Origin of the sequence: Neobacillus soli NBRC 102451 (assembly GCF_001591665.1) — a bacterium.
GTDB lineage: Bacteria > Bacillota > Bacilli > Bacillales > Cytobacillaceae > Neobacillus > Neobacillus soli.
Window position 1 is genome coordinate 108793 of record NZ_BCVI01000006.1, and the last position, 19573, is coordinate 128365.

A 19573-nucleotide genomic window follows, 5' to 3' on the forward strand; every position below is an offset into this window, starting at 1 on the left:
TCTTGTCTCTATTTTCAAACAAAACATTCACTTAAAAACGATTGGTTGGAGGGAGTTTTGAGTAATGGGGAGTATGTCGAAGACGGAACAAAATGTGAATTCAGTCGAGGAATTTGGATATAAGCAGGAGTTAAAACGCTCTCTTACATTCGGTGATTTATTTGTTTACGGGTTATCTTTAATGGTACCAATTGCTCCATTTGGTATTTACGGGTATGTAGCAGAGGCATCAAATGGTATGGTTGCGCTTGCCTACTTAATTGGTATGGTTGGGATGATTTTTACGGCCCTTAGTTATGCCCGTATGTCAGAGGCGTTTCCAATTGCAGGATCTGTTTATTCTTATGCGCAGCGTGGGATAAACGAGCATGTTGGGTTTATGGCTGGGTGGATATTGCTGCTTGATTACATTTTTGTTCCTACCTTAATTTATTTAGTTGCGGTCGCGGGTTTAAAGGGAATATTACCAGGGGTTCCGTCTATTGTTTGGTTAATTCTTTTTATTGGTATTAATACGCTTCTTAATATAGTGGGGGTAAAGGTTACAGCTACAGCGATTAAAATCATTACCTATCTAATCCTTGCCGTGCTAGCTTTGTATTTAATTGTTGGCATAATCGCCATTGTGAATGGGGTGAATGGTGCTGAATTTTCATTTAAACCACTATTTGATACGGATCATTTTAGTTTAGGAGTGGTTATGGGGGCCGTTTCTATCGCTGTACTTAGTTTTCTGGGATTCGATGCTGTTTCTACTCTTGCTGAGGAGGCAGAAGGAGAAAGAAAAGCAGTCGGAAAGGCAATCATTTTTTCTTTAATTGCAGTAGGACTGCTTTTCATCGTGCAAACATGGGTATCAGCATTAATTCATCCGGACTATAGTAACTTTAGTAATTTAGATACTGCCTTTTACGAAATAGCTGAGATTGCTGGAGGTCCTTGGTTAAAATGGATTACCGGCATATCTATGGCAATTGCCTTTGGAATTGCTGATGCATTGGTATTCCAAGCTGCCATCTCCCGTCTTTTATTCAGTATGGCCAGGGATAAGAAATTACCTGCCTTTCTTGCAAAAGTACATCCAAAATATAAAACACCTTATACGAGTACCATCCTTGTTGCTATTCTTTCCTTTGTAGTAGCAACACTGTTTTCATCTCGTTTAGGCACCTTGACCACACTAGTAAACTTTGGGGCATTAACAGGATTTATATTATTGCATATTTCTGTTATTAACTTTTTTATTCGAAAAAGAAAGAGCAATGATTACTTAAACCACCTCATTTTCCCAATTGCCGGATTATTAATCATTGGTTATGTATGGTATAGTTTGGAATCTATCGCGAAGGTATTTGGGGTAATTTGGATTATTATAGGCCTTGCCTATATGATTTGTATAAATGTAAAAAATAAAAAATCTATTTCTAATCAAATTAGTGATAGTCATGACTCGAAATTATAGCCATATTTAGTAGGAAATAGGAGGGATTTAGAGTGGATAAAGTTGTTGTATTAGGTGGAACAGGGACCATTGGTCGAGTGATTGTAAGAGATTTAGTAGAAAGTGGGATAAATGTTATTGCTGCAGATTTAGATTATAAAAAATTAGAAGAATTAATGATATGGACAAATAATAAAATAGAAATTGTTTCGTTGAATATTAAAGATGAAGTAAAAATAAAAGAAGTTCTTCGCCGAGGAAAGGTCTGTATAAATGCTACAAACTATATTTTTAACATTGATGTGATGAAAGCAGCTGCATCCGTAGGTATTAGCGTCCTTGATTTAGGTGGACTTTTTAAACTCACAAATAGACAGTTGGAACTTGATCAAGAAATGAAAGAGGCAAATATTTTGTCGATTGTTGGCATGGGGTCCGATCCCGGTACTTCTAATATTTTTAGCCGCTACGGAGTTGAAATGCTTGATTCTGCCGAAGAGATTCATATTCGCTATGGATCGACATCATCCGGAGTTACTTTTCCTTTTGCGGTTGATACGATTATTGACGAAGCAATAAAAAACGCTTTGGTTGTAAAAGATGGAATACTTCTTGAAATTCCTCCGCTAGCGGAGGAAGAATTTACCGTTTTTCATGAAGACATTGGTATTCAAAAAACGTACTCCATCATCCATTCAGAATTAGCCACTTTGCCAACTAGTTTTCCGGAGGTTCATAATATAACCTATAAAGACTCTTGGGATCCCGCTACCATTGAAAAAATTAAAACGTTGCATTCTTTAGGGTTATTAGAATCAGAACCTGTAGTGATTGGTGGGAATAGTGTTTTCCCAAGACGACAAACGGTTTCCTTGCTGCAAACAGTGTTAGCTGCTAAAGAAGAGCCTATATGGGGCAAAGATGCTTTATTAGTTGAAGTTAAAGGAATGAAAAACGGTAACAAGGTAACTGTAAAATTAGAATTAGTAACGGATTATCAACCAAATTGGCAGGTTAGCGCTACTCAATATGCAACAGCCATTCCTGCTTCTATTGTGGCCCAAATGATTCTTAATGGCGATGTAATAGAAAAGGGGGTTAAACCTCCGGAGCAATGTATTGATCCAAGAAAATTTTTATCCTATCTCAATCAAAAGAATGTAAATTTGAACATTACTTATAGTGAGACTAAAAAAAATATTGCGATTTATGCCTAGGATTCATTTAGGTTAGAGTTAGTGTCATAAAAAAAACCAAAAAAGCTGCCTAGTGACATTGGAGATAGGCAGCTTTTTTGTGGTTGTTTTTATCTTTGAATGACACTAACTGGTAGAATTCTTTTCAGTGCTAATTCTTGGTCATTGTTTAATGGAACTAACGGTAAGCGAACGCCGCCAACACTAATGCCGATCATGTTTAATGCTGCTTTAACCGGTGTTGGGTTCGGTTGAGCAAATAATACTTTCATTGTTGGAAGTAGTTTTCGATGGGCTGCAGCGGCCTCCTTAAGATGACCATTTTTAAAGCTATTGACCATTTCCTGCATTTCGTTGCCGATGATATGGGAAGCAACGGAAATGACTCCGGCACCGCCAATGGCTAAAACCGGTAAGGTTAAGCCGTCGTCACCGCTGTACAACGTAAAATCTTCAGCAGTTTGGCTAATAATTTCCGCCATGGCATCTAAGTTGCCGCTTGCTTCTTTGATGGTGACAATATTGTCAATTTTTGAAAGACGAACAATAGTGTCAACAGTCATGTTGATTACACTGCGTCCAGGGATATTATAAAGCATCACAGGCAAGGAGGTTGACTCGGCGATTGCTTTAAAGTGTTGAAATAATCCTTCTTGTGACGGCTTGTTATAGTAAGGAACAACAAGCATAATTCCATCAACGCCTGTTTCCTCGGCAAGTCTAGTTAAGCTAATCGAAGCCCTAGTATTATTGGAACCCGTTCCCGCAATGACCGGTACTCTGCCATTCACTATTTCAACCACAAATTTAAATAAAGCGACTTTTTCCTCGGTTGTTAAGGTAGGGGACTCACCGGTTGTCCCTGCAACAACTAATCCATCAGTTCCATTTGTGATTAAATGATTGACTAAATTTTTTGTTGCGTTAAAATCAACTTCACCATTTTGATCAAATGGGGTCACCATTGCCGTTAATACTTGGCCAAAATTCATCATTCTCACCCTTTTTCATTTTTTTAGAATTTAGAGGGGGCAGAGACCAATCTAAAAATCAACGCAAAAAAGCAGCAACGAGGGTTCGCTGCTGCTGTAGAAACATCATAAAAACAAGTTCCTATGCGTGAGATAGCCCTCCATATAGTTTCCTATATGACAATTCTGTGCTTATTCAACAGCAGAACCAGCTTCAAGACGAATGAGTTTCTATGAAGCTTCGGCAAATTCCCCTTTTCACAATCATCACCGGATCTCATTATCCTCAAATTGTGTACTCTTGGTTTTTGCGCCTCTATCCTCACTTCAAAAGGTATTGAAGTAAGAAAGTATTTAATTGATTGCTAATATACCAGATAATTCATTTTAATTCAAGTAATTTGTCTAAAAGAAGTGATCAAATAGACAAATCATCGGATTTAAGAACCTATAATAGATTTTTCCATTTGAATTCCTTTCCGGCTATAATAAAATAGGTATATTAGAACGAAATTAGGATGATAAACAATGGACACAACGATGAAAAAAATAATCGAAGCGAGTTATTTAACGGCAGATTCGGCTGCGCACTACCGTACAATTCTCCGTTATTTTTACCATCAGCACGAAAGAATGAGAGATTTCATTGCGCCGGAAGAGTTATTGGAACATATGCATTGGATACCAGCCTTCGCGGACTATCAAGAGGACCAGCTGCACCAGCAATTAGCGCAGCTAGTAAAATGGAATAATTTAATTGCCAGGCAGGATATGACCAACGCCAAAACAATTGAAGAATATAAAAAGAAACGGTTCCGCTACCAATGTACACCCTACACGGTTGAGATTGAGAGAATGATTGTGCAGCTTGAAAAATTAGGAGATACGTTCCAAGGGTCGTTGGAACGATCGCAATTTGACCGCCTTTTCCAAGCGGTAACCATCCTGCAAAATGAACTTGAACACGACCTAAACAAATCGGCAGAAGAATATATGTGGATTTGGGAGGATGTGTTTCGCTATTTTCAAACGATCCGTACAAGCACTGCTGATTATATTGCTTATATCAATAGTGAACAAACCGACCAAAGGATGCAGACCGATGCGTTTCTAGTCTATAAAAATCAGTTTACCACTTATTTACGAGATTTTATTGTATCCTTGCAAAAAACATCACTGCAACTACAGCATTCATTATCAGAATTAACCTCGGAACGGTTACAGCATTTTTTTCAAAAATTAATCGAGCATCGCGAGGCGATTCCCCGTCTTGAGGATGTTTCTTCGTCTACAAACGATTGGCTAACCGAATATGAGGAATATTGGTTCTCTATAAGACAATGGTTTTTAGGATCCGCCACACAGCAAAGTGAACTAGAAATCCTCCAGTGGCAAACCAATGAAATGATTCGCCGAATGACAAGATATGTGCAGCGCATTGGTGAGCGGCAGCAGCATTTCCGAAGCCGAAAAAAGGATTATCTGCAATTATCCAAATGGTTTGTGGAATGCCTCGATAGGGAAGAAGCTCACAAACTATCAGCGGTTGTATTTGGTTCAATGACGATTCAACATCTTCAGCTAGAGGATGCGACCACCGAAAACCTTCATGTCGATACATGGGATGAGGCCCCGGCAGAATTAACGATTAAACCCAGAACAGTAAGGTATCGTGAAAAAACGAAGCCAGGATCATTTAATTCCAATGAAAGCAAGAAAAAAGAACAGCGAGAACACTATTTAAAGGAACGAGAACAAGAGAAAAGGTTAATAGAAAAATATATAAACCAAGGGAGAATTACACTCTCATCGCTAACAACAGTAGAACCGTTTATCCGAAAGGTTCTATTAAGCTGGATTGGGAAGTCAATGGCTAACAAAAATCGTATGGTTAAGACGGATTACGGGTTACAAGTTAAGGTAATGCTTGATTATGAGAAAATGATTACCTTACAGGCTGAAGACGGAAATTTACAAATGCCTGATGCCACATTCTTGTTTGGGGAGACAAGGTGATATTAATGGAGCAAACACAACTATTCGATGAAAAAGCCATCCAGGGAATGGACATCTTATTTCATCATTATTGGATCTTACGAACCGAACAGCCGGAATGGTATCAGTTGATCCGCGAGCGAGAAAAGGTATTGCGCCGCTACTTGGATGAAAAGTTCGGCCTGCGGCTTATTGTCCACCAACATTTTATTAAACTGGAAAAAATCCCGGTTGAACCTGAAGGCTGGATGGGCATTCAAGATTTTCAAGAACCGATGGATTATGCGATTTTTTGCTGTGCGCTTGCCTTTTTAGAGGGAAAAGCAGTGGATGAACAGTTTCTGCTTTCAGAGCTATGTCAAGAAATTCAAGCTGATTACCCAGGAGACTTTCCACTTGATTGGACGCTCTATACGCACCGGAAATCATTGATAAGGGCTGTGAAAATCTTGATGGAATTCCAGCTCATTCGAACCATTGACGGGGATATCGGCCGCTTTGACCAAAATGAAGAGCAGGAAGTTTTATATGAAGCCAGCACCTATAGCAGATATTTTATGAGAACGTATCCAGATGATTTTTCGAGCTACAAACATTGGGGAGAGTTACTAAAGGAAGATTGGAAACTAAACCAGGAAGATGAAAGAAGGAAGCGTGTGTACCGCAAGCTCTTCTTTTCACCGGGATTACATCGCCGTGATCAACAGGATCCTGATTTTCTCTATATCAGGAACTATCGAAATCGCTTAGCAGAAGATATCGAAAAACATAGTGACTATAAACTTCATGTCTATAAAAATACCGCCTTTTTATCGGTTGCCGAACCAAGACAGTATCAGCAGGTTTTTCCGAATTCCAAGGCATCCACTGACATTATCCTTCAATTGTCAAAGTACATTCATGGGCAGCCTGAGCGGTTCAAAGCTAACGAAAATGGTGAAATGCTGATGACAGAAGGCGAGTTTGAACAAGTGGTGGATGATTTAAGGCAGCAAAATGGACCAGGTTGGGCAAAGTATTTTCGCGATATGAGTACGAGTGGTATACGAACGGAGTTGCTTCGTGCCATGAAGGATTGGATGATGGTCGAGGTAGATGCCGAAACTTCTCTTATTCGGATTAAATCAATAGTAGGGATAATGACGGGTGAGTACCCCGCAGATTTTCATACAGGAGGAACCGAACGATGACAGAGGAAAAATGGGTGATGAACCGAGCGGGGTTATTGAATTTTTGGTATTACGATGATGAAATTTTCCATTTCTCGGATGGAAAGCTTCTGCTTAGGGGGACGAACGGTTCGGGAAAATCGGTTACCATGCAAAGCTTCCTGCCTGTGTTGTTAGACGGAAAAAAATCTCCTGATCGCCTCGATCCATTTGGGTCAAAAGCGCGCAGAATGGAAGATTATCTGCTTGGGGAAAAAGAGGTAGTCGATCGTGATGAGCGTACAGGATATCTGTTTATTGAATATAAAAAAGCTGGTGTAGAACGGTATATTACAACAGGGATAGGGATGCAGGCCAAGCGGCATAGAGGAATTAAATCCTGGTATTTTGTAATAACCGATAATCGCAGAATTGGCCATGATTTTGAACTTGCCCATTCGCAACTGGGTGACAGAGTGCCTTTTTCCGCAAAGGAACTGGAAAATCGCATCGGAGAGGGCGGCTATGTTGTTCATTCCCAGCGCGAATATATGGAGCTAGTGAATAAATATATTTTTGGTTTCCAATCAAATGAAGCCTATGAAGACTTGATCAAGCTATTAATCCAATTACGAAGTCCTAAACTGTCGAAGGATTTTAAACCGACAGTCATTTATGAAATATTAGAATCAGCTCTGCCTCCTTTAACCGATGATGAGTTAAGGCATCTATCTGATACGATTGAAAGCATGGATCAAACCCAGCAGCAACTCGAACAGTTAGAACGTGAATATGCTTCTAGCAGCAGGCTCGTTAACCAGTATCATTCCTATAATCAATATATTTTGGCTGAACTGGCGGCGAAGTGGCAGAATGCCTTAAAAAGGTTCAATGTCGCAGAGGAACATGTAAATGGTTTAACGGCTCAAAACGAAGAATTGGCTCGAGAAATTAAACAACAAGAGGAGCAGAAACAGCAATATACACTGCAGCAAGAAATTGCCGAAGAGGAAAAAAAGCGGTTGGAGCGCCATGAGGTTTGGAATCTGGAAGAGGATAAGCGCAAGAAAATAGAAAATACAAAATCTTTAAGTAGTGATATAAATTCCTTACAGAAGAAATGGGATCACAAAAACAGTCAGTACAATCGTCTATGGCAGGAGCGGGAACAGAGTCAAAACCAGATAAGGCAGCATGAAAGCGGCATGGAAGATTTACTGGGTGAGCTGCAATTTGATGCTGAAGAAGCTGCTTTTTCACAGCATGAGGTTAACGTTCACGATTTCGAGCGTCATCAGCAGGAGGAGTTTGATTTTTCCATCTGGATTCGTGAGATTGGCAGTCATGAACAATTACTTGCGAATTTAAAGCAATTAGCTGATGAGGAAAATCGTCTGTCAGAAGAGCATAGCAGGCTCCAGCGGCAGTCTTCTGAGAAAAAGAAAGAAGTGGATGCCTCAAGAAAGAATCTCGATCATTTAGCCGATTGGTTTACGGAAGAGAAACAAAAGGTGGGGCACGAGGTGTTTTCTTGGATTGTGAAGCATCCAAAGCTTATTTTTTCAAATGAGAAACGCCAAGAAATCGCCCGCTTAATCGAAGGTTTATATGAAGAAAATCGCTACGAGCATGTAAGGGAAAAGCTGCTTGCTGCGGTTAATGATTATATTACCAATACCAGTATGAAGAAAAAGCTAATGGAGAAACAGATAGAGGATAAAAAGCAAGAAATGGAAGCAGCGCGGGCAGAACTGCATCACTGGAAGACATTGAAAATGCCTAACCCGGAGCGGGCAAAGGATACAGAGGTATTTCGGGGGCAGCTGCTAGAAGACGGGCAGGCATTTATTCCGTTTTATGCAGCGGTAGAGTTTCAGGATCATGTGACAGAAAAGCAAAAAGAGAGAATTGAGTCTGCATTAAAACAAACAGGCATATTGGACAGTCTAATCGCTGAAAATTCCCTTGACCCGACCCATGATCGAGTGATTCGACCGGAGCCGAAACTACTCGGATATACACTAGCGGATTATTTGCGTCCGGATGTAGCGGCAGATAGTCTTATTTCAAACAAACTAGTTGATGAAATATTACGGAGCATCTCCCTTGAACAGGAAGGTTCTGGTTTTCATGTGGATGCTGATGGGTCGTATTCACTTGGTTGTTTAGTGGGACATGCCCCAAATGAAGGGCCATCCAAATTTATCGGCCGCACGTCGCGCAAACGATACCAGCAGGAGAAAATCAAAGAATGCGAGGAAACCATTGAGCAAATCCAATTAGTGTTGGAGGAACTAAACGTACACCGTCGTCAATACGAAGAGGAGGTCCTCCGAGCTGAACAATGGAAGCAGACCATGCCGGCAGATCAAAACTTGAGTGACGTGAATGTCCAGATTGAAAAGACTGGTCATCAATTGGAGGAGCAGAAAAAGGTTCTTCTTCAGCTAGATGAACGGTGGAAGAAAGTACACGGTCAGCTTCAAGCAATTAAGTTAAAACTTCATCAAGAAGGCGGCCAGCTAAATATTTCTTTAACAAAGGGAGTCTTGGAACAAGCATTAATCTCAGCTAAGAAATATCGTGATCAACTTTATAGCTTCAAGGATCTTTTTCAAAAATGTTTGTTTACGCGGACAAGAATAGAGGAACTAACTCATCGCTTAGCTGAAATGGAAATGGAACTGGACGAGCTCAAAGGAGATCAAAATGACAAGGAGTCACTGTTATATAAAGAAAAGGCTGAAATTGAGTCAATTGAGCAACAACTGAAGCTAAAAGGGATCGAGGAAGTAAGACTTCGGATTCAACAAGTGCAGGAGGAGCTACGAGAAGCAATAGATGGGATCAAACATCTGCTTGAAACCATCCCGGAAAACAAAGCAATACAAGGGACTTGTCAAAAGGAATTAGTTTCCGCCAAAACAAGTGCGGAATTCTGGTCAAATATGGCGGATGAATGGGAACAGATGGTGCGAGCGGAAATCGCCCGTGGTTTTGTAGAAATTGCTGAAATGGATTCTGTTAAAATCGTCAAACAGCTGGAATCTATTTTAGGAAAATATGACCGCCCTAAGCTAGATGAACAGCTAACAAAGGTGTTCATCAATGAACAGGTATTTTTAACAGAATACAGGATGTTTGAATACCCGGAAGAGACTGAGCGTCCGGTGTGGTTCTCGAAAGAATGGGGCGACTACTATGAACCCTTTATGAATGAATGGAATCAGCTTCAAAGCCGCCGTTTGATTCTTATGGAATATAAAGGCCAGCGTGTCAGTCCCTATTTTGTGTTTACATCATTAGAAAAAGAGTTAGAAGACCAAAAAGGCTGGCTTGATGAACAAGACCGTCAACTCTATGAGGATATTATCGTCAATACAGTTGGAGTGATTTTACGAAACCGAATCAAACGTGCCGAAAAATGGGTGAGTGAGATGGACAAAATCATGGAAAGTCGTGATAACTCATCCGGCTTAACGTTCTCTATTACTTGGAAACCATTAACGGCTGAATCGGAACAAGAATTGGATACGAAAGATCTGGTCAAGCTCTTGCAGCGAAATAGTAAGTTTTTAAACGAAGAGGATTTAAATCGGATTACAAAACACTTCCAATCGAGAATTGGAAAAGCGAAGGAATTAATTCAGTTACGGAATGAAGGGTCGACGCTCCATCAAGTGTTGAAGGAAGTGTTGGATTATCGAAAGTGGTTCACCTTTGTTCTTTCCTTTAAGCGTGTTAATGAGCCAAAACGAGAATTGACGAACAATGCCTTCTTTAAATTTAGCGGCGGTGAAAAGGCAATGGCAATGTATATTCCATTATTTACAGCAGCCTATTCAAGATACAAAGAAGCAGGAGCTATGGCGCCTTATATCATTTCCCTCGATGAGGCCTTTGCCGGGGTCGATGAGAATAATATCCGCGACATGTTTGAGGTGGTAGAACAGCTTGGCTTTAACTATATTATGAACTCACAAGCCTTATGGGGCGATTATGACACTATTTCGAGTCTATCCATTTGTGAGCTGGTTCGGCCAAAGAATGCCGACTTTGTTACTGTGATTCGCTACCAATGGGACGGGAAACAGCGGACATTTGTGGTTGATGATGAGCCCGCTCCGGAGCTAGTGACATATGAATAACAAAATACAAGTTTTCAGAGAGGAGCCCGGCTTTCTTAAATTATTTAGCCTATTTAAGGAAAAATACCGTTCTATTGGACGAGTTGGAGGCACCGTCAATTTGGACAATTTTTCTACTGATGAAGTGGAATCAATTGCCGGGTTTTTAGGAAAGTCTGTGGAAGCAATCCTTAACAAGGGAAAGGTTTCATTACTTTCCTTTGAAAAAGAATTACCGCTAACCGGTTTTGCTGATTATTCCCTTATTGAATTGCTCGAAGAAGTGCTAGGGGAGTCGATTCTTACTAAAAATGAGGAAAGTGGCATTGAAGAGGAGAAGGAAAAGAAATTTTTTCATGAGTTATGTTTTATTTGTCCTGAGGGAAACTGGTGGTGGGACTGGATTGAGTTGAAGTCGCCAGATTCCAGGTGGATTTGGTCTCTTTACAGGCAGGATCTTGAAGGATTAATGGAGAAATTGATCACTGTTTATAAATCGTTTCAAGCTGTTCCGTATATGGAGAATAAGTATGAAAGACTGCCGCTGTTTGCCCAGCGAACAACGGGAAACCCGCATTTTTTCGATTATAATCAATTAACAGGAAAATTGTTGGTATATTGCATGCAAGTTGATCAACAGCTTAAGGGGCAACGCGCTCCGGGAATGCCGAAAACAACAGAGGATCTTAATGATTTGCTGGGATTGTATGGATTGATGAGGGATGATTTGTGGAGCTTTGTTTCTTGCCGCGGTTTACTTGCAGAAGGTGAAATGGGGCTTCATCCTGTGTGGAAAGCCGCCGCTGATACGGACACCGTTTTAAACGTTCCGATAAAGGAGTTAATGAAGATAAAGAAAATCTGGCCTGCTGTGGGGAAAAAAGTATGGATTGTTGAAAATTCAAGTGTTTGTTCAACGATTGTTGATATGGTTGCTGATGCTCCCGTAATCTGCACCCATGGGCAATTTCGCGCTGCGAGCTGGATAATGTTAGATTTATTAGTGAAAGCGGGATGTCACCTTTACTATTCGGGTGATCTAGATCCGGAAGGGGTATTGATGGCACAGCGGCTTTTCGATCGTTATCAGGGGCATGTTACTTGTTGGAGGATGGATGTGGAGTCCTATGATAAAACCATTTCTGATGAAGATATTTCTGGCAGGCTTTCTAAATTGGAGTCAATAACTGCACCTGAGCTCCTTGAAGTAGTGGATGTCCTTAAAATGCGGCAAAAAGCCGGATATCAAGAAGGTTTAGTTGAGCAACTGGTTCAGGATATTAAAAACGAGTTTAATGTGTTACTGGAGGCTGAATCAAAAGGTCATTGAAAAATGACTTTTTGGGTTTTCCGGCTGAAAATTTCGATTCGCAAATAAAACCGGCATTTTCGCAAATAAAGCACATCAATTCGCAAATAAAATGGGTGGATTCGCAAATAGAAGCGATTATTCGCAAATAAACAAAAAAATGAAGAGATTTTCTAATGTAAAAACTGCAAAACTATACTAAAAAGGGTGCCACCCATTTTTATACTGATAAAACATCCTCTTTAGACGCTAATTTTTATAAAATCCCTAAAAAGTGGGTGTCCAATTTGGACCCCCACTCGAAAAAGCACTTTTACTCTACTGTAACCGACAACGTTTTCACTAAAACCGATGGCGATCCCACCGGCGACAATGGAAAAATTAAATCCGCGCCAATTTCTTCGACATCCTGCAATAATTGATAAAAGTTCCCTGCGATGGTCATTAAATTAATCGGATATTGGACCTTACCATCCGCAACATAGAATCCATTTGCCGCAACTGAAAAGTCACCTGAAACAGTGTTAGCCCCAGAATGCAAGCCTGAAAGCTCCGTAATCAAAATGCCTTCGTCCATAACACGAAGCAACTCTTCAAATGTAACACCGGAAGGCTCAAGATAAAGATTGGAAGGACCGACCTTGACCGCACTTTTATAAGAATCTTTATGTGCATGTCCGGTGGTTTTTGTTTGTTCCTTTTTTGCTGTTTTTTGATTGTGGAGCAAGGATTGTAAAACACCTGATTCTACCAATGTAAGTTTTTTTGTCGCAACCCCCTCACTATCAAAGGTTCGGCTGGCAAGACCTTCCTCCAGGAATGGGTCATCGACAATTGTAATCTTTTGCCCGGCAATCTGCTTTCCAAGTTTATCCTTTAAGGACGAAAGGCCCGCTTGTGTATTTTCTGCGGAAAAATTAGCCGAGAATATTGCTAACAGGCTGGCTGCCGCATCATTCCTTAAAAGAACAGGGTAATCTTTGCTCGCGATATTTCTCGAACCCAATTGGGAGAGTGCTGCATCTGCTGCTTTTATGGCGATTTCCTTAGCATTTAAACTATGGAAGTCTTTTGTTACCTTAAATTCAGCCGATGTTTTTGTTTCCTCACCGTCTTTCACGATCGCTTCCACGATAACATACAAATAATTCATTTGGTCAGTTAAAGACAAACCTTTATTATTTGACAGATTCCTGGAGGCTGATTCTGTCCGAATCATGCAATAATCAGTTGCAACAATTCTAGAATCCAAAGCTAGTAATTCACGTTCAACATCTTTAATAAATTGGACTTTTTCAGGGATGGTTATTTCATTTAAGGATGTGGAGAAAAAGTTTCCCCGCCCATAGTGACTACTTCCGGCAAAGATTTCTTCAATATCTTCATCATGCATGATTCGTGTATTTTCTTTCGCGTTTTCTAACAAGAAGGGGATGGAGGCTTTATCAATTTTTTCGGAATAAGCGTAGCCCATTTTCCCATTGATTATCCCGCGGAAGGAAACACCGCCGTCTTCGGCAATTTCATATTGGTCAATTTCCCCTTTATATACTTGGCATCCAAAAACTTCCTTCTTTTCATAATACATTTCAACATCTGTAAAACCACTAGTTTGTGCTGCACTAAATAGCTTCGTTTGAAATTCTTGTATGTTCATTCGCTTATTCCCCCTTTGTCCCACCGACAGTGATTTCGCTGACACGGATCATTGGCTGACCTACGTTCACAGGAATACTTCCACTAAGTGACCCGCACATTCCGGCGCCATGCCCTAAATTATTTCCAACCATATCGACAAGCTGTAGGGTTTTTGGACCATTTCCGATTAATGTTGCTCCTTTTAATGGTTTACCAAGCTTTCCATTTTTTACTTCATATGCTTCCATTACGGCAAAATTATAATCACCTGTAGCGGGATTAACCTGTCCGCCGCCCATATATTTTGTATAAATACCCTGTTCGGTATTAGCAATGATTTCTTCAGGTGTTGATTTTCCAGGGGCAATATAGGTATTGGTCATCCGAGAGGTTGGGGCAAACCGGAAGGATTGTCTTCTGCCGGAGCCGGTTGATTCCATGCCCATTCTTCGTGAATTAAATTTATCAATTAAGTAGCCTTTTAGAATTCCATTTTCGATGAGGACATTTTTGCGCGCCTTTTCGCCTTCATCATCAATATTGATGGAACCCCATTCATTTTGAATCGTGCCATCATCGATATAGGTAACAATGGACGGTGCAACTTTTTCACCAATGCGGTTCGCAAACACAGAGTTGTTTTTCGCAACAGAGGTAGCCTCTAATCCATGTCCACAGGCTTCATGAAAAATAACGCCGCCGAATTCATTATCGATAATCACAGGGAATTTCCCGCTTGGACATGGACTCGCATCTAACATCGTCACAGCAATTCGGGCTGCTTCATTCGCATAATGGTCGATATTTAAATTCTCGAAAAATTCAAAGCCTTGATGGGCGCCAGGTCCATGAAAACCTGTTTCCATTTGGTTATCACGCACAGCTACTGCCTGAATCGACAGCTTTGAACGAACTCGTTTGTCTTCAGCAAATTTCCCTTCCGAATTAGCAATCAGCACATTTTGTTCTTCGTCCATGAAACGGACAGTTACCTGTGAAATACTAGAGTGATAGTTTTTGGCGGTGTCATAAGTTTTTTTCATGATGGCGGCTTTTCGAAATTTATCCACCTCTTGCGGCATAATTTGAACGGGATGAATGGTTTCAGCCTTTTCATGAATAAGAGGTACGAGTTGAATAATCGTATTTCCGGTAATGGCTTGTGCTGCATTTTTGGCTGCATTAATCAGACCTTCCTTACTAAAGTCCGTGGTATAAGCATATACACTTTGCAACCCTTTAAAAACACGGATCCCGACCCCAAAATCACGTCCGGAAAGACATGTTTCTATCCTTCCACTTTGCAAGGTGATGTTATTGGTAAAACGATCCTCGACGAAAATCTCAGAAAAATCCCCGCCAGTTGATAAAGCAGCTGTCAGTACGTCCTCAATTAAAGATTTACTAAGCATAAAGACCTCCCATTGTTTTTGAGTAATAGAAATATTCAGACTCCTCAATTTGGAATATTTCTATTTAATCATACGTATTTATCATACAATATTTTTCCAGTAGGTGGTTAATTTTACCTCCATTGCTTATTAAAAGCGAAGTCAGCAAATTCTAGTTATAATAGAAATAAAGATTAAGTTAAGATACCAAAGTTGATACGAATAGGGAAGATTGATTAATTGTTGAAAGGAATTAGAGACGATATGAAAATAAAAAAAGTTTCCATCATTGGTTTAGGTGCGTTAGGAATTCTTTTTGGTCATCATTTATCAAAGAAAATGCCTAATGCAGATTTAAGAATTATCGCAGATGCAGCGCGAATAAAGAGATATGAGCAAGACCATGTTTATTGTAATGATGAGCAATGTGTTTTCAATTATTTAACACCAGATGAAAGGGTCGAGCCCGCAGATTTACTAATTTTTACCGTCAAGTATGATGGGTTGAAGGACGCTATTCAAGCTGTAAAAAATCATGTTGGTGAACAGACAATTATTCTATCCGCCTTAAATGGAATATCTAGTGAAGCAATAATTGGTCAAACATATGGAATGGAGAACATTTTATACTGTGTTGCCCAAGGGATGGATGCTGTGAAGGAAGGGAATCAGTTAACCTATGACAATATGGGCATGCTCTGTTTTGGTGATTGGGAATCTGGTGTTGTCACAGAAAATGCAGAGAGAGTAGCTGCATTTTTTGAAGAAATTGATTTTCCATATGAGATTGATCAAAATATGGGAAAGAGACAATGGGGTAAATTCATGCTTAATGTCGGCGTGAATCAAACCGTTGCTGTGTATGAAGGTAATTATGGGGAAGTTCAAAGTGAAGGGCAAGCGAGAGAAACCATGATTGCTGCGATGAAAGAAGTAATCGCTATCTCCGAAAAAGAGGGTATACATTTAACTGAAACAGATCTGGACTATTGGTTAAGAGTACTAGCTACATTAAACTCAGAGGGAAAACCATCGATGGCGCAGGATATGGAAGCGAGACGCTTCAGTGAGATAGAATTATTTGCAGGTACCGTATTGAAACTTGGCGAAAAATATGGCGTTTCTACACCGATTAATAAAAAATTGTATGATAGAGTGACGGAGATGGAAAGTCAATTTTGAATCCCGTTCACAGTATAATACAATTGGAGTTATAGTAATAAAGGCTTTGTAATTAAACTTGTCCGTGATATAAGAAATGATTTCGTTGGGTTGAAATCTAAACAGCGAAATAATAAAGAAGAAAAGGTGTTTTATGCAGAAAATAATTGTGATTGGTGCAGGGATTCTTGGTGCCTCAACCGCTTATCACCTTGCCAAACTAGGTGCAGCGGTTACTTTGGTGGATCGAGAGGACCCAGGACAGGCTACAGATGCCGCAGCAGGAATTGTTTGTCCATGGCTTTCGCAACGGCGCAACAAAGCATGGTACAGTCTTGCAAAAGGCGGGGCTCGTTACTATCCTGAATTAATTGCCCAATTGGAAGCGGATGATGAGATAGAAACCGGCTATAAACGGGTAGGGGCATTGAGTCTTCATACAGACATGAAGAAACTAGAACAGATGGCAGAACGAGCGCGAAAACGGCGGGAGGATGCACCGGAAATAGGCGAGATTACGCTTTTGTCACCTTCTGAAACGAAGAAACTTTTTCCACCGTTATCCGAGGATTATGGCGCTGTTCATGTTAGTGGAGGAGCGCGAGTAAATGGAAGAGCCTTACGTGAGTCATTGATTCGCTCATCCATAAAACATGGAGTTACTTTTCTGAGAGGGGATGCATCCATTGTTACAAAAGGGAACCAGGTTATCGGGATTAAGCTTGCTGAGGAGACAATGTTTGCGGACCAAGTAATTGTCACTGCGGGGGCATGGTCAAACGAGCTTTTACAGCCACTAGGTGTTGAGTTTTTAGTAAAGCCACAAAAGGCGCAAATTGTTCATCTTGAAATGCCTGAAACGGATACAAGCACGTGGCCGGTTGTCATGCCGCCCAAAAACCAGTACATTCTCACATTTGAAAAGGGCCGAGTTGTTGTGGGGTCGACTCATGAAGATGAGGCGGGGTTTGACAACCGTGTTACGGCAGGCGGAATTAATGAAATTTTAAGCAAAGTCCTTGAAGTGGCACCCGGTTTATCCCGCTGCACCTTTCTTGAAACAAGAGTAGGTTTTCGACCTTTCACTCCGGGCTTTTTGCCTGTTATAGGGGCTTTGCCACAATATGATGGAATCTATATAGCTAATGGATTAGGCGCATCAGGGTTAACAAGCGGACCATATCTAGGTGCAGAACTCGCCAAACTTGTAGTAGGGAGACAAACAGAAAATGACTTGAGCAGCTATGATGTATCCGGGGCACTTTTTAAGGGGGATATAACAAACTAAAAATACTCAACTAGATTTAAATGGGCTGAATTATGTCCCAAACGTCAGTGAAAAAAAGGCTGCCCCATAAATTCCCAAGGGGCAGCCTCTTTTTTGAAATCACAGGTTATTGGCCTTGTTGATTTCGTAAGGATTGTTCAGCGTAAGCGACAAGACGCTTGGTCATCTCGCCTCCAACTGAACCATTTGCTCGTGCGGTCGTATCAGCACCAAGTTGAACTCCAAACTCGTTGGCGATTTCTTCCTTCATTTGATCTAGAACATTTTCTACACCAGGAACCAAAAGTTTGTTTCTAGCCATGATACATCACTCCCGACGAAGTTTTTTGAGCAATCAAAAATTGCTCGTATTTAATTTTTCCTATATAAAAATTCTGATTCATATAAAAAACTAACTAAAATCCCATTTCCGCCCAAATATATTAAAATACTTCGACTACTATTTATTCATTTCATGCCCTTCGCTGACTCGGTATATCTTCCTTGGTCGTCCCTTAGAGGTAGGAGCCTCATCACCGATAATTTCTGCGATTCCTTGTTCTACTAAACCGGTTAGAATTCGACGTGCGTTTCTTGTCGTCATTTTTAACCATTCTGCAATCTGTGCAGCAGTTATGGAACCATTCCCCATTCTTTTCTGTACCGATAAAATTTTGTTAAAAGTTGTGATTGTAATTCCGCTATTTTTCAGTTTCTCACTTATTTCCTTACTCTCTGTTCGGTATTGATAGGAAATGGCCTCTTGTTCTTTTAATGGTCCTTCAATTGTTCCACTATTATCAACGAGGAAGGCGCAAAATGAATCATAATTTTGTGCATGATTTAAGGCAAGACGGGCGTTTTCTTCGGCTGTTAGAGCCGTATCTCCGTAACCAATTCCAATATTAGATGGTAAGTCGGTAATTAAGGTCAATTTATCTAAAACCGATCCGATTGGTTTCTCGGTTTCCTGCAAGGAACCTCTTGTTGAAAAAATAACAAAAACGCCGGTTCCAATCGTAACAAAAGATCCTGATATTGATTCTGCAAAATTTAATATAGCTGCCTGAATCTCTAAATTTAATCGATGCAGATCATATGACACCATATTATGATCTTCTTTTTTCTCCATCCCTTGAACTTTCACTAGGATGGCGGCAATTTGAGAATGTTTAAAATGCATCGTTTCCCATTGTTGGACGGCCATCGACAAGGTCTCACGGATGTTGCTTCTTGTAGGTGAAACTCTATAGGTTGGAATGTTTTGTAAACGCAGCTGATCATAGATTGACCGCAGACAAGTGATACAAATATCTACTTTTCTTTCTTGATAAAGCTTTTGATGAAAGGAAAGTAGATTTTCGAGTGGAGTATCATAGGTATACTCTTGAATATGTACTTTTTTGCTTGAAATCCCAAGGTCGCGGTAGGTCTCATAAACATCCCGTTCCGCCAGCATATCAATGCTCATGCTTTCCAGGTTTCTTTTATCATTGTAACCAATTTCTACTAGGGTTTTAGTTAAGCTGGCGCCATCTAACTGAAGTAGAAAAAAAGGTTGATTAACTCCGCTCTTTATAAAGGAATTATAAAGTGCAGGACCTGCAAGAATCCAAAGGTCAATTAAATGTTGATTTTTTTGGATGATATCTGGGGCTTCTTCAGGGTTTCGATAAATAAATGGGACAGGTTTCAGCCGGTCATTATATTCAATTGCTATTTCAGAAATAAGTTGGACAGAGTCATCAGGTCCAATAATTCCAGCTCTAGGTTTCAAAAGTTTCCCCCCATAAAAAAGATGTTATTTAATTATAGCAATTACTTAATTATTTAGGAATAAATTTCCTTGAAGATTTCGTATAACTCCACCTTTATTAACATTTTCCAACATAATTACAGTGAATTTTTTGAAAATTCTGTTGACACCAG

At 40.2% G+C, this 19573-nt stretch carries 13 protein-coding genes and 1 riboswitch; of the genes, 8 read left to right on the plus strand and 5 right to left on the minus strand.

The window, feature by feature from the left end; genetic code table 11:
* Positions 1-73: 73 nt before the first annotated feature.
* Together BSO02S_RS03075 and BSO02S_RS03080 are read left to right on the plus strand one after the other, a co-directional pair.
* Complete coding sequence (locus BSO02S_RS03075; protein WP_066062772.1) at positions 74-1462, plus strand: APC family permease; 1389 nt, start codon at positions 74-76, stop codon at positions 1460-1462.
* Between the two features lie 32 nt (positions 1463-1494).
* Positions 1495-2658 (plus strand): saccharopine dehydrogenase family protein, encoded by a 1164-nt coding sequence (locus BSO02S_RS03080; RefSeq protein ID WP_066062254.1) that lies wholly within the window; start codon positions 1495-1497, stop codon positions 2656-2658.
* An 89-nt stretch (positions 2659-2747) separates the two neighbouring features.
* Here BSO02S_RS03080 and dapA read toward each other — a convergent pair whose 3' ends face one another.
* Positions 2748-3629, minus strand: coding sequence for a 4-hydroxy-tetrahydrodipicolinate synthase (gene dapA / locus BSO02S_RS03085; RefSeq protein WP_066062257.1), 882 nt, complete (start codon positions 3627-3629; stop codon positions 2748-2750).
* A 125-nt stretch (positions 3630-3754) separates the two neighbouring features.
* Positions 3755-3935: riboswitch (Lysine riboswitch) on the minus strand.
* A gap of 201 nt (positions 3936-4136) precedes the next feature.
* Here dapA and BSO02S_RS03090 point away from each other — a divergent pair.
* From BSO02S_RS03090 to BSO02S_RS03105, 4 genes are read left to right on the plus strand one after another with little or no spacing between them, the layout of a single operon-like run.
* Positions 4137-5624, plus strand: coding sequence for a TIGR02677 family protein (locus BSO02S_RS03090; protein ID WP_066062258.1), 1488 nt, complete (start codon positions 4137-4139; stop codon positions 5622-5624).
* Between the two features lie 5 nt (positions 5625-5629).
* Positions 5630-6793, plus strand: a complete 1164-nt coding sequence (locus tag BSO02S_RS03095; RefSeq protein ID WP_066062262.1) for a TIGR02678 family protein — start codon at positions 5630-5632, stop codon at positions 6791-6793.
* Positions 6790-10899: a TIGR02680 family protein gene (locus BSO02S_RS03100; protein ID WP_066062265.1), complete on the plus strand. Its 4110-nt coding sequence runs from the start codon at positions 6790-6792 to the stop codon at positions 10897-10899. Before BSO02S_RS03095 ends, BSO02S_RS03100 begins: the two co-directional genes overlap by 4 nt.
* Positions 10892-12208: a TIGR02679 family protein gene (locus BSO02S_RS03105; protein WP_066062268.1), complete on the plus strand. Its 1317-nt coding sequence runs from the start codon at positions 10892-10894 to the stop codon at positions 12206-12208. Before BSO02S_RS03100 ends, BSO02S_RS03105 begins: the two co-directional genes overlap by 8 nt.
* A 292-nt stretch (positions 12209-12500) precedes the next feature.
* Here the strand turns inward: BSO02S_RS03105 and BSO02S_RS03110 are convergent, their stop codons facing one another.
* On the minus strand, positions 12501-13844 hold the full coding sequence (locus BSO02S_RS03110) for a TldD/PmbA family protein (RefSeq protein WP_066062271.1): 1344 nt from the start codon (positions 13842-13844) through the stop codon (positions 12501-12503).
* A 4-nt stretch (positions 13845-13848) separates the two neighbouring features.
* Positions 13849-15237, minus strand: coding sequence for a TldD/PmbA family protein (locus BSO02S_RS03115; RefSeq protein WP_066062274.1), 1389 nt, complete (start codon positions 15235-15237; stop codon positions 13849-13851).
* A 243-nt stretch (positions 15238-15480) separates the two neighbouring features.
* Between BSO02S_RS03115 and BSO02S_RS03120 the strand changes: the two genes are divergently transcribed.
* The gene (locus BSO02S_RS03120) at positions 15481-16398 is read left to right on the plus strand and encodes a ketopantoate reductase family protein (protein ID WP_066062778.1); all 918 of its coding nucleotides are present in this window, start codon (positions 15481-15483) and stop codon (positions 16396-16398) included.
* Positions 16399-16531: 133 nt separating this feature from the next.
* Positions 16532-17665, plus strand: a complete 1134-nt coding sequence (locus BSO02S_RS03125) for an NAD(P)/FAD-dependent oxidoreductase (RefSeq protein WP_066062277.1) — start codon at positions 16532-16534, stop codon at positions 17663-17665.
* A gap of 106 nt (positions 17666-17771) precedes the next feature.
* Here the strand turns inward: BSO02S_RS03125 and BSO02S_RS03130 are convergent, their stop codons facing one another.
* Both BSO02S_RS03130 and BSO02S_RS03135 read right to left on the minus strand, forming a co-directional pair.
* Positions 17772-17966 carry an alpha/beta-type small acid-soluble spore protein gene (locus BSO02S_RS03130; protein ID WP_066062279.1) on the minus strand — a complete coding sequence of 65 codons (195 nt, stop codon included), beginning with the start codon at positions 17964-17966 and terminating at the stop codon, positions 17772-17774.
* Positions 17967-18104: 138 nt separating this feature from the next.
* Positions 18105-19421, minus strand: a complete 1317-nt coding sequence (locus BSO02S_RS03135; protein ID WP_066062282.1) for a helix-turn-helix domain-containing protein — start codon at positions 19419-19421, stop codon at positions 18105-18107.
* Positions 19422-19573 lie beyond the last annotated feature (152 nt).

Bases quoted from the DNA above. Each gene is read 5' to 3' on its own strand.
- BSO02S_RS03100 (WP_066062265.1), top strand. From the start codon at position 6,790: ATGACAGAGGAAAAATGGGTGATGAACCGAGCGGGGTTATTGAATTTT.
- BSO02S_RS03105 (WP_066062268.1), top strand. From the start codon at position 10,892: ATGAATAACAAAATACAAGTTTTCAGAGAGGAGCCCGGCTTTCTTAAA.
- BSO02S_RS03120 (WP_066062778.1), top strand. From the start codon at position 15,481: ATGAAAATAAAAAAAGTTTCCATCATTGGTTTAGGTGCGTTAGGAATT.
- BSO02S_RS03130 (WP_066062279.1), bottom strand. From the start codon at position 17,966: ATGGCTAGAAACAAACTTTTGGTTCCTGGTGTAGAAAATGTTCTAGAT.
- BSO02S_RS03115 (WP_066062274.1), bottom strand. From the start codon at position 15,237: ATGCTTAGTAAATCTTTAATTGAGGACGTACTGACAGCTGCTTTATCA.
- BSO02S_RS03090 (WP_066062258.1), top strand. From the start codon at position 4,137: ATGGACACAACGATGAAAAAAATAATCGAAGCGAGTTATTTAACGGCA.
- dapA (WP_066062257.1), bottom strand. From the start codon at position 3,629: ATGAATTTTGGCCAAGTATTAACGGCAATGGTGACCCCATTTGATCAA.
- BSO02S_RS03125 (WP_066062277.1), top strand. From the start codon at position 16,532: ATGCAGAAAATAATTGTGATTGGTGCAGGGATTCTTGGTGCCTCAACC.
- BSO02S_RS03075 (WP_066062772.1), top strand. From the start codon at position 74: ATGTCGAAGACGGAACAAAATGTGAATTCAGTCGAGGAATTTGGATAT.
- BSO02S_RS03095 (WP_066062262.1), top strand. From the start codon at position 5,630: ATGGAGCAAACACAACTATTCGATGAAAAAGCCATCCAGGGAATGGAC.
- BSO02S_RS03110 (WP_066062271.1), bottom strand. From the start codon at position 13,844: ATGAACATACAAGAATTTCAAACGAAGCTATTTAGTGCAGCACAAACT.